General features: G+C 69.5%; 14 protein-coding genes and 2 tRNA genes. 14 read left to right on the top strand and 2 right to left on the bottom strand.

Annotated features, from left to right (window positions below; all coding sequences use genetic code 11):
* Nucleotides 1–46 precede the first annotated feature (46 nt).
* The 9 genes from BLV97_RS06710 to BLV97_RS06670 all read left to right on the top strand — a co-directional run bounded on the left by BLV97_RS06710 (nt 47) and on the right by BLV97_RS06670 (nt 7621).
* Complete coding sequence (locus BLV97_RS06710) at nt 47–1273, top strand: aminotransferase class V-fold PLP-dependent enzyme (RefSeq protein ID WP_035843981.1); 1227 nt, start codon at nt 47–49, stop codon at nt 1271–1273.
* 19 nt (nt 1274–1292) lie between these two features.
* A complete protein-coding gene (locus tag BLV97_RS06705) occupies nt 1293–2711 on the top strand; it encodes a cryptochrome/photolyase family protein (protein WP_035843983.1) in 1419 nt (472 codons plus the stop codon).
* A 277-nt stretch (nt 2712–2988) separates the two neighbouring features.
* Nucleotides 2989–3456 carry a TrgA family protein gene (locus tag BLV97_RS06700; RefSeq protein WP_035843985.1) on the top strand — a complete coding sequence of 156 codons (468 nt, stop codon included), beginning with the start codon at nt 2989–2991 and terminating at the stop codon, nt 3454–3456.
* Nucleotides 3456–4583, top strand: coding sequence for an NUDIX domain-containing protein (locus BLV97_RS06695; RefSeq protein WP_035843987.1), 1128 nt, complete (start codon nt 3456–3458; stop codon nt 4581–4583). Before BLV97_RS06700 ends, BLV97_RS06695 begins: the two co-directional genes overlap by 1 nt.
* Before the next feature lie 157 nt (nt 4584–4740).
* Nucleotides 4741–4817: transfer RNA gene (locus tag BLV97_RS06690), tRNA-Asp, on the top strand.
* Nucleotides 4818–4861: 44 nt separating this feature from the next.
* Nucleotides 4862–4938 (top strand) — tRNA-Asp (locus tag BLV97_RS06685).
* A 129-nt stretch (nt 4939–5067) separates the two neighbouring features.
* Nucleotides 5068–5511, top strand: a complete 444-nt coding sequence (locus BLV97_RS06680) for a tellurite resistance TerB family protein (protein WP_035844171.1) — start codon at nt 5068–5070, stop codon at nt 5509–5511.
* Nucleotides 5508–6254 carry a phosphate/phosphite/phosphonate ABC transporter substrate-binding protein gene (locus BLV97_RS06675; RefSeq protein WP_035844078.1) on the top strand — a complete coding sequence of 249 codons (747 nt, stop codon included), beginning with the start codon at nt 5508–5510 and terminating at the stop codon, nt 6252–6254. Before BLV97_RS06680 ends, BLV97_RS06675 begins: the two co-directional genes overlap by 4 nt.
* A gap of 14 nt (nt 6255–6268) precedes the next feature.
* Nucleotides 6269–7621 carry a glutamine synthetase family protein gene (locus tag BLV97_RS06670; protein ID WP_035844083.1) on the top strand — a complete coding sequence of 451 codons (1353 nt, stop codon included), beginning with the start codon at nt 6269–6271 and terminating at the stop codon, nt 7619–7621.
* A gap of 140 nt (nt 7622–7761) precedes the next feature.
* On the opposite strand, the gene BLV97_RS06665 is transcribed toward BLV97_RS06670, so the two are convergent.
* Entirely contained in the window at nt 7762–8778 is a 1017-nt protein-coding gene (locus BLV97_RS06665) for an alpha/beta fold hydrolase (protein ID WP_081825110.1), read from the bottom strand.
* Between the two features lie 3 nt (nt 8779–8781).
* Entirely contained in the window at nt 8782–9069 is a 288-nt protein-coding gene (locus BLV97_RS06660) for an SCP2 sterol-binding domain-containing protein (RefSeq protein WP_035844089.1), read from the bottom strand.
* A 124-nt stretch (nt 9070–9193) separates the two neighbouring features.
* Here BLV97_RS06660 and BLV97_RS06655 point away from each other — a divergent pair, with 124 nt between their 5' ends.
* The 5 genes from BLV97_RS06655 (at nt 9194) to BLV97_RS06635 (ending at nt 14491) form a co-directional block, all read left to right on the top strand.
* On the top strand, nt 9194–9721 hold the full coding sequence (locus BLV97_RS06655) for a tetratricopeptide repeat protein (RefSeq protein ID WP_244520978.1): 528 nt from the start codon (nt 9194–9196) through the stop codon (nt 9719–9721).
* A 9-nt stretch (nt 9722–9730) separates the two neighbouring features.
* A complete protein-coding gene (locus tag BLV97_RS06650; protein WP_035844096.1) occupies nt 9731–12808 on the top strand; it encodes a helicase-related protein in 3078 nt (1025 codons plus the stop codon).
* Nucleotides 12809–12811: 3 nt separating this feature from the next.
* Nucleotides 12812–13219, top strand: coding sequence for an RNA-binding S4 domain-containing protein (locus BLV97_RS06645; RefSeq protein WP_373296444.1), 408 nt, complete (start codon nt 12812–12814; stop codon nt 13217–13219).
* A gap of 51 nt (nt 13220–13270) precedes the next feature.
* Nucleotides 13271–13609 carry a ferredoxin FdxA gene (gene fdxA, locus BLV97_RS06640; protein WP_035844099.1) on the top strand — a complete coding sequence of 113 codons (339 nt, stop codon included), beginning with the start codon at nt 13271–13273 and terminating at the stop codon, nt 13607–13609.
* Nucleotides 13610–13981: 372 nt separating this feature from the next.
* A complete protein-coding gene (locus tag BLV97_RS06635) occupies nt 13982–14491 on the top strand; it encodes a CarD family transcriptional regulator (RefSeq protein WP_035844102.1) in 510 nt (169 codons plus the stop codon).
* Nucleotides 14492–14606: the final 115 nt, after the last annotated feature.

Here is a 14606-nt window from a genome sequence, read left to right as displayed (position 1 = left end):
CCCCTGGGGGCCGGCGGGCGGTGCGGCGCATTCCTCGGGAGAACTCATGAAACTCGATATCGAATACGTCCGCAGCCTGTTCCCGGCCTTTTCGGAACCCGCGCTCCAGGGGCAGGCCTTCTTTGAAAATGCCGGTGGCTCATATACTTGCGCGCCGGTCCTCAACCGGCTGTTCCGGTTCTACACGGAACGCAAGGTGCAGCCCTACGCGCCCTTCGCCGCCTCGCAACTGGCCGGGGCCGAGATGGACGAGGCCCGCGCACGCCTTGCCGCCCTGATGGGGGTGGAGACGGATGAGCTTAGCTTCGGCCCCTCGACCACGCAAAACACCTATGTTCTGGCCCAGGCCTTCCGCCGCTGGATGCCCGAGGGCGGCGCGATCGTCGTGACCGACCAGGACCACGAGGCCAATTCCGGCCCCTGGCGGCGGCTGGCCGAGGATGGCATCGAGATCCGCGAATGGAAGATCGACCCCCAGACCGGCCATCTTGACCCGGACGCGCTGGTGCCGCTTCTGGCCGACGGGCGGGTGCGGCTGGTGTGCTTTCCGCATTGTTCCAACGTGGTAGCCGAGATCAATCCGGTGGCCGAGATCGTGCAGACCATCCACGCCGCCGGCGCCTATGCCTGTGTCGACGGGGTCAGCTATGCGCCGCACGGGCTGCCCGACGTGGGCGCGCTGGGCGCCGATATCTACCTGTTTTCCGCCTACAAGACCTATGGGCCGCATCAGGGCATCATGGTGATCCGCCGGGATCTGGGCCGGGCGCTGCCGAACCAGGGGCATTATTTCAACGGCGACGCGCTGTACAAGCGCTTCACCCCGGCGGGGCCGGATCATGCGCAGGTGGCGGCCTCAGCCGGAATCGCGGATTACATCGACGGGCTGGCCGCGCACCATGGCGGCGCCGACGCCCCGCCCCGCGCGCGCGCCGTGCTGGCGCATGACCTGATGCGCGGCCATGAGGTGGCGCTGCTGCAGCCGCTGCTGGATTATCTGGCCGCACGCAACGACATCCGCCTTCTGGGCCCGCGCGATGCCGCAAGGCGCGCGCCCACCGTGGCGGTGGCCTGCGCGCGCCCGGCCGAGGGCGTGGCCGCCGACCTTGCCCCGCATGGCATCATGGCGGGGGGCGGCGATTTCTACGCCGTTCGCCCGCTTGCGGCGCTGGGCATCGACCCTGTGCATGGCGTGTTGCGTATGTCCTTCGTCCATTACACCAGCACCGAGGAGGTCAGCCGCCTGATCGCGGCGCTCGACAAGGTGCTGTGACGGGGGCGGGGGCGGCGCGATGACGGCGCCGATCCTGTGCTGGCTTCGGCGCGATCTGCGGCTGGCCGACAACCGCCTGCTGTGCGCGGCGGCCGAAACCGGTCGCCCGCTGATCGCGGTGTTCATCCTCGACCCCGAGACCGAGGCGATCGGCGCCGCGCCGAAATGGCGGCTGGAGCGGGGGCTTGCGGCCTTCGCCGCGACGCTGCAAGGGATCGGAAGCCGGCTGATCCTGCGCCGGGGCCCGGCGCTTGCGGTGCTGCGCGACCTGATCGCCGAGACCGGGGCCGATACGGTCTGGTGGCACCGCCTTTATGATGGCGCCTCGGTCGCGCGGGACCGGGCGGTGAAATCCGCGCTGACCGAGGCGGGGATCACGGCCCAAAGCTTTGCCGGCCATGTCCTGTTCGAACCCTGGCAGGTCGAAACCGGCGCCGGCGGCCCCTATCGGGTGTACGGGCCGTTCTGGCGCGCGGTACGGGGGCGGCCGGTGGGGGCATCGCTGCGCGCGCCGGGGGGCCTGACGCCGCCCGCCACCTGGCCGGAAAGTGACGCGCTGGAGGCCTGGCGCCTGGGCGTGGGCATGAGCCGTGGCGCGCGGGTGGTGGCGAAACATGCCCGCATCGGCGAGGCTGCGGCGCAGGCGCGGCTGGACGCGTTCCTGCGCGGTCCGGTGGACGATTATGCCCGGCTGCGCGACTTTCCCGGCGCGGCCGCGACCTCGGGCCTGTCCGAGAACCTCACCTATGGCGAGATCTCGCCGCGCCAGGTCTGGAATGCGGGGCTGGCCGCGCAGGCCGCCGGCGCACCCGGCGCAGAGGTTTTCCTGCGCGAACTCGCGTGGCGCGAGTTCAGCTATCATCTGCTGTATCATTTCCCCGAAATCGAGACCCGGAACTGGCGCGCCGAATGGGATGCCTTCCCCTGGCGCGGCGACAACGCGGATGCCGAGGCCTGGCGCCGCGGCCAGACCGGAGAGCCACTGGTCGATGCCGCGATGCGTGAGCTGTTCGTGACCGGCACGATGCACAACCGCGCGCGGATGATCGCGGCCTCGTATCTGACCAAGCATCTGCTGACCGATTGGCGCGTGGGCCTTGCCTGGTTCGCGCAGTGCCTGATCGACTGGGACCCGGCGGCAAATGCCATGGGCTGGCAATGGGTTGCGGGATCGGGCCCCGACGCCGCCCCCTATTTTCGCGTGTTCAACCCCGAAGCCCAGGCGGAAAAATTCGATAAATCAGGGGAATACAGGCGTAAATTCCTGCACGAGGGGCAAGCCGACCCGCCCGAGCCGGCGCTTGATTTCCTGGCCGCGGCGCCACGATCCTGGCATCTGTCGCGGGGCGACGCTGCACCCGTCCGCCGCATTGCCCCGGTCGAGGGGCGTGCCCGGGCGCTGGCCGCCTATCACGCCGGCCGGGGCGAAAGCCGATAGCGATGCCGCAGGCGTCCGGCCCGGCCCGCCGGGGAGGCGGGCGATGTTGCAGGATCGCCCGCGCCATGACGATCCGCCGCGGCGCGGTGCGAAACCGGAGCCGGCCCCAATGCCACACAAGGGCAAGTCGCCCGCAACCGGCGGATCCTTGCCCTTTCGCCCGTGACCCGGCGATCGGGTCTGGCGGGGCGGAATTTCATCCCCCCGCGCGGCCAAGCCCCTTGCGCTGCGGCGCGGGGCGGCGGAAACTGGCGCCGATCCCACAGCCGGAGCCGCCATGCCCACCGCCGCCAAGCTTGTATCCGCCGTGCTCTTCTTCCTGGTCGGCTATGGCGCCGCGCAGGTGATCGAGATCCAGGCCATGCAGGGCCGTTTCGTCCCCTATATCCAGCCCGAACAGTTGTTTGGCCTCTTCAGCATTCTCGCCGCCGCCGTCGGCGCGGCTTGCGGCTGGTTCGTGGCCGGCGCGGGCGTGGGCCACGGGATGCGCAGCGCGTTCGGAACCGGGGTGCAGGCCTCGGCCACCCTGACGTTCATATTGCTGTTGGCCGTGGCGATCCGTGAAATGATCCTGCGGGCGATGAACATGCTCTACGCCGGACCGTTCGACGCGGTTCAGGCCGTGTTCGGGCTGTTCGCCCGCTATGCGCATGTGCTGATCTCGCCGCTGGTGCTGGCGGTGCTGGTGGGCGGCGGCGGGGTTGCGGGGATGCTGGCCGAGGCCAGCGCGCGACGCTGGCGCTGATGGTGGATTTCTTCTTCTACGGCACCCTGTGCCACCGGCCTTTGTTGCACGCTGTCCTGGGCCGCGCGGTGCATCCCGAACCCGCGCGACTGCCCGACCACGCCGTCCATTGGGCCAGCGAGCAAGGCTTTCCGCTGATCGTGGCGCGCACGGGCGCCGTGGCGCAGGGCGTGCTGCTGCGCGGTCTGACCGAGGCCGAGGCCGCGCGGCTGGATTATTACGAAGGCGGTTTCGGCTATCATTGCCAAGACGTCCGGGTCGAGACCGAAGGCGGTATCGTGACCGCGCGGGTCTATCTGCCGGCGCCGGGGATGTGGCAGCCGGGTGCGCCCTGGTCGCTGCCGGCATGGGTGGCGCGCTGGGGCGCGATGGTGACCGAGGCCGCGACCGAATATATGGATGGCTTCGGCCGGGTGCCGGCCGAACAGGCGCGGGCGGGCTATCGCCGTGTGCTGGCGCGCGCCGCCGACCGGCTGCGCGCCCGCGCCGCGCCGGCGCCGACGACCCTGCGCCGCGCCCAGGCGCCCGGCGATCTGGACGTGCTTTCCGTTGCCCGGCCCTGGGCGGGGTTCTTCGCGATCGAGGAATGGCAGTTCCGCCACCGCCGCTTCGACGGCGCCATGGGGCCGCCGATCCGGCGCGAGGCCTTCGTCACCCCCGACGCGGTCAGCGTGCTGCCCTATGATCCGGTGCGCGACCGGGTGCTTGTGGTCGAACAGTTCCGCGCCGGCCCGGCCGCGCGCGGCGATCCGCAGGGCTGGCAGCTCGAGGCGGTCGCCGGCATGATCGACCCGGGCGAGACGCCCGAGCAGACCGCGCGCCGCGAATGCCAGGAGGAGGCCGGCCTTGCCCTGGGGGCGCTGCACCGGGTTTGCGGCTATTATCCCAGCCCCGGAACCCATACCGAATTCGTGACCTCCTTCATCGGCGTCGCCGATCTGCCCGACGGTGCCGCCGGCCAGGGCGGTCTTGCGCAGGAACATGAGGATATCCGCAGCCATCTGCTGTCCTTCGACGCCCTGATGGCGCTGATCGAAACCGGCGAGGCGGCAACCGGGCCGCTGCTCGTCTCGGCGTTCTGGCTTGGACGAGAGCGGCCCGGATTGCGGGCCGCCGCGACACGCTAGGGCCGGTCCGCGCGCCCCGGCCGTTCGCCGGGCAGGGCCGGGTCCGAGGGTTGCGGGGTGCGGCGAATTTCCTGCCGCGCGGGGCAGATCCGCGCTTGACGGCGCCTGCGGGTCTGCGTAATACCGCGCTCACGCTTGGACGATCCGGGCGGGGCACGCGGTTGTAGCTCAGTTGGTTAGAGTACCGGCCTGTCACGCCGGGGGTCGCGGGTTCGAGCCCCGTCAACCGCGCCACCGCCCCGGATCGTCCAGCCGTTTGCCTTTCTCAAAGGCCGCGCGCGGTTGTAGCTCAGTCGGTTAGAGTACCGGCCTGTCACGCCGGGGGTCGCGGGTTCGAGCCCCGTCAACCGCGCCATTTTCCCCCGATTTCCCCGCTTCCCGGGCGCACATGCCTTCCCGGCCGCACATGTCGCATTCATGACAGGCGCGTGCGCAACTGCCATGCCCTCTTCCACGCCCGGTCGGGCCGGTCTATATGTCGCGGATGTTCAATGATTTGCTCCGTGGCCTTCTGGCCCCTTCGCCCGCGCGCCTGCCCGAGCCGGATGCCAAGCTGGCCCTGGCCGCCCTTCTGGTGCGCGTGGCGCGCTCGGACGGGGATTACGCCGAGGACGAGATCGTCCTGATCGACCGGGTTCTGGCCCGGCGCCATGGCCTGTCCGCCTTCGAGGCCGCGCAACTGCGCCGCGACGCCGAGGAGCTGGAGCGTCAGGCCCCCGATACCGTGCGCTTCACCCGCGCGCTGAAGGAGGCCGTGCCCTATGACCACCGCGTCGAGGTGCTCGAGGCGCTGTGGTCGGTGGTGCTGGCCGACGGGGTGCGCGACGAGGAGGAGGATTCGATCCTGCGTCTGGTCGCGAATCTGCTGGGCGTGAACGATGTCGACAGCAACATGGCGCGCAAGCGGGTGGAAGAGGGTCGTGCATGATCGCGGCTTTGCCGATGTACGACCGTCCCGAAAACGCCACCGCCCATGATGTGCTGTGGGCCGCCACCCGCGACGCGCTGCGCCGCCGCGGCCTGGCCGCCCCCGATGCGCTGGATCGGGCGGCGGACCTTTGGCAAGGCTGGACCGCGCCGGATCTGGTGCTGGGCCAGACCTGCGGGCTGCCGTTTCGCAGCCGCCTGCACGACCGGGTGACGCTGGTCGCGACGCTCGATTACGCGCTGCCCGACACGGCGCCGGGCCATTACCGCAGCCTTTTCGTCACCCGTCGGGACGAACCCGGCGAGATCGCGGATTTCGCCGACCGCCGCTTTGCCTTCAATCAGCCCGACAGCCATTCCGGCTGGGCCGCGGCGCAGATCACCGCGGCGGGGCTGGGCTTTCGCTTCGCGCCGGCGCTCGAAACCGGCGACCATCGCGCCTCGGCCCTTGCGGTGGCCCGGGGCCGCGCCGATATCGCCGCGCTCGACTGGATCACCTGGCGCGGCATCGCGCGGTGGGAGGCGGAACTGGCGCGCGACCTGCGCGTCCTTGGGGCTTCCGATCCCGCGCCGGGCCTGCCGCTGATCGCGGCCCCCGGCGCCGATACCGCCGCGCTGTTCGAGGCGCTGCAGCAGGCGGTTGTGGACCTTTCGCCTGGGGATCGCGACATCCTTGGCCTTGCGGGGGTGCTGCGGATCCCTGTCGCCGATTACCTTGCCGTTCCCACGCCGCCCGGACCCTGAGACGGAAGACACCCATGCCCTCTGATATCCCGACCAAAGACTGGCTTCGCAAACATCCAGAGGTGCGCACCATCCGCGTCGCGGCCGCCGACCTCAACGGCCAGGCCCGCGGCAAGCGCATCCCCGCGCGCTTCGCCGACAAGGTGGTGGCCGAGGGCACGCGCTTTCCCTTGTCGGTGCTCAACCTCGACATCTGGGGCGAGGATATCGACGACAGCCCCCTGATCTTCGACGCCGGCGACGCCGACGGGGTGCTGCGCCCGACGGAACGCGGCTTCGTGCCGATGCCCTGGCTGGACGCGCCGACCGCGCTGCTGCCGATCTGGATGTATCGCGAGAACGGCCAGCCCTATGACGGCGACCCGCGCCATGCGCTGGCGGGCGTGCTGCGCGGCTTTCGCCGCCACGGCCTGACCCCGGTGGTGGCGACCGAACTGGAATTCTTCCTGATCGACGACAGCGGGCGCAAGCTGCAGGTGCCGCTGTCGCCCCGGTCCGGCAAGCGGCGCAAGGCGGCCGAAACGCTGTCGATCCGGGCGCTCGACGCCTTCGATGCCTTCTTCACCGATCTCTACGACGCGGCCGAGGCGATGGATATCCCCGCCGATACCGCGATCTCGGAAACCGGGCTGGGCCAGTTCGAGATCAACATGGTCCACACCGCCGACGCGCTGCGCGCCGCCGATGACGCGTGGCTGTTCAAGATGCTGGTCAAGGGGCTGGCGCGGCGCCACGGGTTCGCCGCCTCCTTCATGGCCAAGCCCTATGCCGAATATGCCGGCAACGGGCTGCATACGCATTTCTCGCTGATCGATGCCGAGGGTGAGAACGTCTTCGACGACGGCGGGCCGAAAGGGTCGGACACCCTGCGCCATGCGGTCGGCGGCTGCCTTGCGGCGATGCACGAATGCGGGCTGATCTTCGCGCCGCACGCCAACAGCTATGAGCGCCTGGTGCCCGAGATGCACGCCCCCACCTCGATCGCCTGGGCCTACGAGAACCGCACCGCGGCACTGCGCATCCCGGCCGGCAACCCGGCGGCGCGGCGCGTCGAGCACCGCGTGTCGGGCGGTGACGTGAACCCGTATCTGATGCTGGCCGCGATCCTGGGCGCGGCATTGATCGGCATCGAGGAGCGCATCGAGCCGCCCGCGCCGATCACCGGCAATGCCTATGCCCAGGGCCTGCCGCAGATCCCTGCCGACTGGCAGGAGGCGATCGACGATTTCGAGCGCTCCGAAACCGTCGCCCGGATCTTCCCGCCCGAACTGATCCGCAACTACGTGCTGACCAAGCGGCAAGAGCTGCATTACATGGCCGAACTTACCCCCGAAGAGCGGCTAGAGGTCTATCTCGACACCGTCTGAAGGGGACCGGCGCGGCCCCGGGCGCCATCGGCGGCGCTCCGATGCCGGCGGGGCCGCAAAACCAATCAGCTTCCTGCCTTCGTGTCGGTGGAAATCTCTCGGGCGGGCAGGGGGCGGCGATCCCGCCGCCGCGCCGGCCGCTAGGCCTGTGCGCCGAACAGATCCGCCGCGGCGTCGAAGAAACGGGCGCGCGTTGCCGGCTGCTCCATCATGATCTCATGCTCGGCGCCGGGCACGCGCTCCAGCCGTCCACCGGGCCAGCGCGCCGCGAGCGCCTCGACCGCGGCGGCCGACACGATGCGCTCGTTGCTGCCCAGGAAGGTCTGCATCGGCAGCGGCGGCGGCGGCAGGCGCCGCAACTGGCGGCATTCGCGCAGCGCCTCGTTCAGCCAGCGCATGCTGGGGCTGCCAAGGGCCAGTTCGGGATGGGCGCGGACCTGGGCCTGCATCATCGCGTACATCTCGGGGTCGGTGGTCAGCTGGTTGTCCTCGAAGGGGGCATCCAGCACATAGGTGGCCGGGCCGCCGCCGGGGGTGTAGCGCGCGCCCAGGCCGAGATGGCGCAGGGCGTAGGACAGCCCCCAGGCCAAGGGGCGCATACCGCGCGGCATGGCGATACCCCACATCGGCGCCGAAAACAGCGCGGCGCGCACCGCAAGCCCCTGGTGCAGCGCCCGCAGCCCGATCGCACCGCCCATGGAATGCGCCAGCAGGTAATGCGGCCCCTCAAGGCCCAAGGCGGGCAGGCTGTTCAGGACCGCGCGCAGATCGCGCTGATAGTCCATGAAACGCCCGACATGGCCTGTGTCGCGGTCGGGCAGCAGCCGGTCGGCCAGGCCCTGGCCGCGCCAGTCGGTCGCGACCGTCGCATAGCCGCGCGCGGCCAGTTCGGCCGCGGCGCCGGCGTATTTCTCGACATATTCGCTGCGGCCGGGCAGCAGCAGCACCGTCCCCCGGTCTCCGGCCGTCCAATATCCCGCCCGCAGCCGCACGCCGTCATCGGCGGTCAGCCACAGACAATGCTCGGGCGCGGGCCCGCCCGCGACCGCGGCATGAAACGGCGCGGGCGAAGGGGCAAAGGATGGCGCTGCGGCCAGAGAAGGGGCCAGAGACGGGGCCAGAGGCCGGTCCGGGGTCGGGGCGGCGGGGTTGGCCATGGCTCAGGCCAGGGCCGAACCCAGCTGCATCGCCAATCCCATGTTGCCGTCAACGCTCAGCTTGCCGCCCATGAAGGCCGCCGTCGGGTTCAGCTCGCCGTCGAGGATCGCCTTGAAGGTCTCGGCGTCGGCGGTCAGCGTCACATCGGCCTCTTCGTCGCCCGCGCGCACACCGGCGCCGTCGATCATCAGCGCGCCCTCGCCGGGGATCACGAACTTCGCCGTGCCGTCGAAGCCGCCCGACAATTTGTTTTGCAGGGCGGCCACGGCCCCGTCGATCACGTCGCTCATCTTATTCCTCCGGTCTGTGGCGCCGGAGCCACTGGCTTTTCCCGGCGTCTGGGCTACACTCTGTCCCGTTATGGGAACTCGCGGCAGATATCTCAACCATATCCTTGCGGCAGGCATTCTGGCGATGGCTTTCGCCGGCCCGGCCACGGCGCAGGCCTCGGCCGCCGAAATCGCCCGGCCCGATATCCCGCGCCTGCTGAAGGAGCTGAAATCCAGCGATCCCAGCATCTGGCGCAAGGCGCAGTCCGATTTGCTGCGCGCCTGGTCGTCGTCGGGGTCCTCGGCGATGGATCTGCTGCTGGAACGCGGGCGCAAGGCGCTTGGCGCGGACAATACCGATGCCGCGATCGACCATCTGACCGCGCTGATCGACCATGCGCCGGATTTCGCCGAAGGCTACAACATGCGCGCGATGGCCTATTACGAGGCCGGCCTGTTCGGCCCGGCGCTGGCCGATCTGGGCCATGCGCTGCAACTGAACCCGCATCAATTCGGTGCGCTGGCGGGGCTGGGGATGATTCTCGAAGACAGCGGATTCGACAAGAAGGCGCTGGCGGCCTACAAGGCCTCGGCGGCGATCGACCCGCATCAGCCGTCGGTAAACCAGGCGATCGCCCGGCTGACCAGGAAGGCCGAGGGCGAGGAAATCTAAGGCAATCCCATGTTGCAGCGCCCGGGCAGGGTGACGGCGGTCCTTGGGCCGACGAATACCGGCAAGACCCATTACGCGATCGAGCGGATGCTGGCCTATCGCACCGGCGTCATCGGCCTGCCGCTGCGTCTGCTGGCGCGCGAGGTCTACGACCGGATCGTCAGCTTGCGCGGTCCTTCCGTGGTGGCGCTGGTGACGGGCGAGGAACGCATCGTGCCCGAGCGCACCCAGTACTGGGTCTGCACGGTCGAGGCGATGCCGGTGGGCATCGGCGCCGATTTCGTGGCTATCGACGAGATCCAGCTTTGCGCCGACCCCGACCGCGGCCATGTCTTCACCGACCGCCTGCTGAACGCCCGCGGCCTGCACGAGACGCTGCTTTTGGGGTCCGACACGATGCGCCCGGCGATCGCGGCGCAGGTGCCGGGGGTGCAGTTCGTGGCCCGCGAAAGGTTTTCGGAATTAAGCTACGCAGGTTCGAAAAAGATAAGCCGGATGCCCACGCGCGCGGCGATCGTAGGGTTTTCGGTTGAAAATGTCTATGCGATCGCCGAGCTGATCCGCCGCCAGAAGGGCGGCTGCGCGGTGGTGATGGGGGCGCTCAGCCCACGCACGCGCAACGCCCAGGTCGATATCTACCAAAATGGCGATGTCGATTACCTGGTCGCCACCGATGCGATCGGGATGGGGCTGAACCTCGATCTGCGCCACATCGCCTTCTCGGCGCTGTCGAAGTTCGACGGCCACCGGATGCGCCCGCTGCATGTCCCCGAGATCGCCCAGATCGCCGGCCGCGCGGGGCGCTACATGCAGCCCGGCAGCTTCGGCGTCACCGGCGAGGCGCGGCCGCTGGATCCGGAGGTGATCGAGGCGGTCGAGACCCATCAATTCGCCCCGGTGCGCAAGTTGCACTGGCGCAACGGCGCGCTGGAATTCGGCAGCCCCGATCGGCTGATCGCCTCGCTCGAAAGCTTCACCGGCGACGAATGGTTGACCCGCGTGCGCGAGGCCGACGACCTGCGCGCCCTGAAGGCGCTTGCGGCGACCGAGGAGGTGCGCGACCGGGTACGCGGCGCCCCGGACGTGAAGCGCCTGTGGGAGGTCTGCCGGATCCCCGATTTCCGCGGTATTTCGGCGGGCGAACATGCGGGGCTGCTGGCGCGGATCCACGGTTTCGTGCATGATGGCGGCCGCATCCCCACCGACTGGCTGGCGCGGCGGGTGGCGCAGATCGATCGCACCGCCGGCGACATCGATACCTTGTCGAAACGGCTGGCGTTCATCCGCACATGGACCTATGTCGCGCAGCGCTCTGGCTGGATCGACGACGAAAGCCATTGGCGCGAAGAGACGCGCGCGGTAGAAGACCGCCTGTCGGATGCGCTGCATGGCGCGCTGACGCAAAGATTTGTCGACCGGCGCACATCGGTGCTGATGCGGCGGCTGAAGCAGAAGGAGACCCTCGTGGCCGAGGTGAACGACAAGGGCGAGGTAACGGTCGAAGGCGAATATATCGGCCGGATCGAAGGGTTCCGCTTTCGCCGGGACGAGAAAGCGACCGGGGAAGAGGCCAAGACCCTTTCCCAGGCCGCGCTGCAGGCGCTGGCGCCGGAATTCCACCTGCGCGCCGACCGCTTCTACAACAGCGCCGATACCGAGTTCGACTTTACCGAACAGGGCGGGCTGATGTGGGGCAACACGGCGGTGGGCAAGCTGGCCGCCGGGCCTGATGTGATGGCGCCTCAGACGGTGGCTTTCGTCGACGAGGAAGCTGGCGCCGAGGTGGCCCAGAAGGTGCAGCGCCGGTTGCAGCATTTCATCGATCGCAAGGTGGCCGCGCTGTTCGAGCCGCTGTTGGCGCTGAAGCGCGACGAGACGCTGTCGGGTCTTGCCCGTGGCGTGGCCTTCCAGCTGGTCGAGTCGCTGGGGGTGATCCCGCGCGCCGAGATCGCCTCGGACATCAAGGCGCTGGATCAGGAGGCGCGGGCGATGCTGCGCCGCCATGGCGTGCGTTTCGGCCAGTACACGATCTTCCTGCCGGCGCTGCTGAAGCCCGCGCCGACGCGGCTGCGGCTGGTGCTGGCCTCGCTGTCCTCGGGCGCCGATACCTTCCCCGAAAGCCCGCCGCCGGGCCTGGTGACGATCCCGGTGGTGGATGAGGTGCCGCGCTCGGACTATACGCTGGCGGGCTATCACCCGGCCGGGGCGCGGGCGATCCGCATCGACATGCTGGAACGGCTGGCGGATCTGCTGCGCGCCCGCGACAGCCGCGCGGGGTTCGAGGCCTCGCCCGACATGCTGTCGATCACCGGCATGACGCTGGAGCAATTCGTCGATCTCATGGGCGGCCTCGGCTACCGCGCCGAGAAGGCCGAGCGCGTCAAGCTGAAGGCGGCCGAGCCCGCCACCCCGGACACCCCGCAAGAGGCCCCGGACGCCCCGCCAGAGACCCCGCAGGACCTGCCCCCCGAGGGTGTGCCTCAGCCGGGCGAAACCCCGCCCGACGCACCGCAGGAGGTCCCGGGCGAGGCGCCGGCCGATCTGCCGCCCGAAGCCCCGCCCGAAGCCCCGCAAGAGGCGCCCGGCGATCTGCCCGCGGAAGCCCCGATCGAGCGCCCCGAAGAGGTGCCCGCCGATCTGCCGCCCGAAAGCCCCCCGACGCCAGAACCCGACATGCCCGGGCCGCTGACCGCCGAGGCCGCCGAAGCGCCGGCCGAGATGGAGGTGTTCTATACCTTCACCTGGGCGCCGCGTCCGCGCGGCCATCGCCCCGGCGGGCGCCGCGGCGAGCGAAACGATCAGGGCCGCGACGGCCGTCCCGGCGAAAGCCAGGGGCAGGGCCAGGGCGCCCAGGGCCGTCGAAATCCCGAGGGCCGCGGCGAAGGCCGGGGTGAGGGGCCGCGTGGCAAGGGCGGCAAGCCCGGGCCGAAGGGGCCGCGGGGCAAGGGTGGCAAGGGCGGCAAGGGCCCCCGGCAGGACGAGCACAAGGCCCGCAGTTTCGAGGCCCGCCCGCCCCGGCGCGAGAAGAAGATCGACCCCGACAATCCCTTCGCCGCCGCGCTTTCGGGGCTGAAGGACAAGCTGTAGATCTTGGCGCGGGCGTCTTCGCCTCCGCCCCGGGATCCGGCCGCCGCCGACGGCGCCCGCGCCAGTATCCGGCTGGACAAATGGCTGTGGCAGGCGCGGTTCTTCAAGACCCGCGCGCTTGCCGCCAGGCTGATTTCCGGCGGCCATGTGCGGCTGAACAGCCGCCCGGTTTCGAAACCGGCGCAGGCGGTCGCGCCGGGCGATGTGCTGACCTTCACCGCCGGCGATCGCGTACGGGTGGTGCGCCTTCTGGCGCTGGGCACCCGCCGCGGCCCGGCCCCCGAGGCGCAGACCCTGTACGAGGATCTGTCGCCTCCGTCGGCGCCGGACCCGACGCCGCGCGGCGGCCCACGCCCCACCAAGAAAGATCGCCGCGCGCTGGACCAAACCCGCCGCGGCCCGCTTGATTGATCCCAGCTTTGAGGCTAGGACGCGGGCGACGGCATAGGACGGAGCCCGCACATGACTTACGTGGTGGTCGATAATTGCATCGCCTGCAAATACACCGATTGTGTCGAGGTCTGCCCGGTGGATTGCTTCTACGAGGGCGAGAACATGCTGGTGATCCACCCTGACGAATGCATCGACTGCGGCGTCTGCGAACCCGAATGCCCTGCCGACGCGATCCGTCCGGACACCGAGCCCGACATGGAGAAATGGGTCGAGTTCAACCGCAAGTATTCCGAGCTTTGGCCGGTGATCGTGACCAAGAAGGATCCGCTGCCCGACGCCGAGGCCCGCGACGGAGAGCCCGACAAGCTGAGCAAGTATTTCTCCGAGACGCCGGGCGAGGGCGATTGAGCCACCGCCCGAAGCACGTGATTCGGGCGCCGTGCCGCCGTGGTCACGGGCCGGATCGGGGCGGGGGGGATTTTCGCCGGGGCGAAAGGATGTTACCTGGCGCAACTGACGCAACGTCAGGACGCGCGCGGGGTGCCGTATCACGCGGGCGTGAGGCCTTGGCCTGTGGCGCCACTTTGATTCGTCCCGATTCCGTGTTATATCTGTGACACAAATAACTGGACGCCTGACCGTTTACCATCCGCAGTGCTGCTCGCCTGTGTGATGTTTTTTTGTCCGAAGCAGAGCAAACACACCCGGGGCGCTCCGCCGCGGCGGTGTTGTTGTCTCTGTTGTCCGGGCCGGCGGGGCGTCGTGCGAGGAAGCGACTGAATGACCAAGAGCAAGAAGAACGAATTCCGCCCTAACGATTTCGTGGTCTATCCCGCCCATGGCGTCGGCAAGATCGTCTCGATCGAGGAGCAGGAGATTGCCGGGCTGAAGCTCGAACTGTTCGTGATCTCCTTCGAGAAGGACAAGATGACGCTGCGGGTGCCGACGAACAAGGCCGCCGAGGTGGGCATGCGTTCGCTTTCGACGCCGGATGTCGTCGTCAAGGCGCTGGACACGCTGAAGGGCAAGGCCCGGGTGAAGCGCGCGATGTGGTCGCGCCGGGCGCAGGAATATGAGCAGAAGATCAATTCGGGCGATCTGCTGTCGATCGCCGAAGTGGTGCGCGACCTGCATCGCACCGACGACCAGCGCGAACAAAGCTATTCCGAGCGTCAGCTTTATGAGGCCGCGCTCGAGCGGCTGACCCGTGAGGTTGCCGCGGTGTCGGGCACCGACGAACTGAACGCGCAAAAGCAGGTCGACGACGTGCTGCTAAGCCGCGCCGCCTGAACGCGCGACAAGTGAACGTGACGAAACCGCGGCCCTTGGGGTCGCGGTTTTTTCGTGCGCGGGGCGGGGGCGGGCAGGGCCATGCCGTGCGCGGTTTGCGTGTTCGGACCAGCGG

The sequence above is a fragment of the Allgaiera indica genome, assembly GCF_900106675.1.
Taxonomy (GTDB): domain Bacteria; phylum Pseudomonadota; class Alphaproteobacteria; order Rhodobacterales; family Rhodobacteraceae; genus Acidimangrovimonas; species Acidimangrovimonas indica.
Note: the sequence above shows the minus strand (reverse complement) of the source record. Positions and strands in the feature narration are given on the sequence as shown.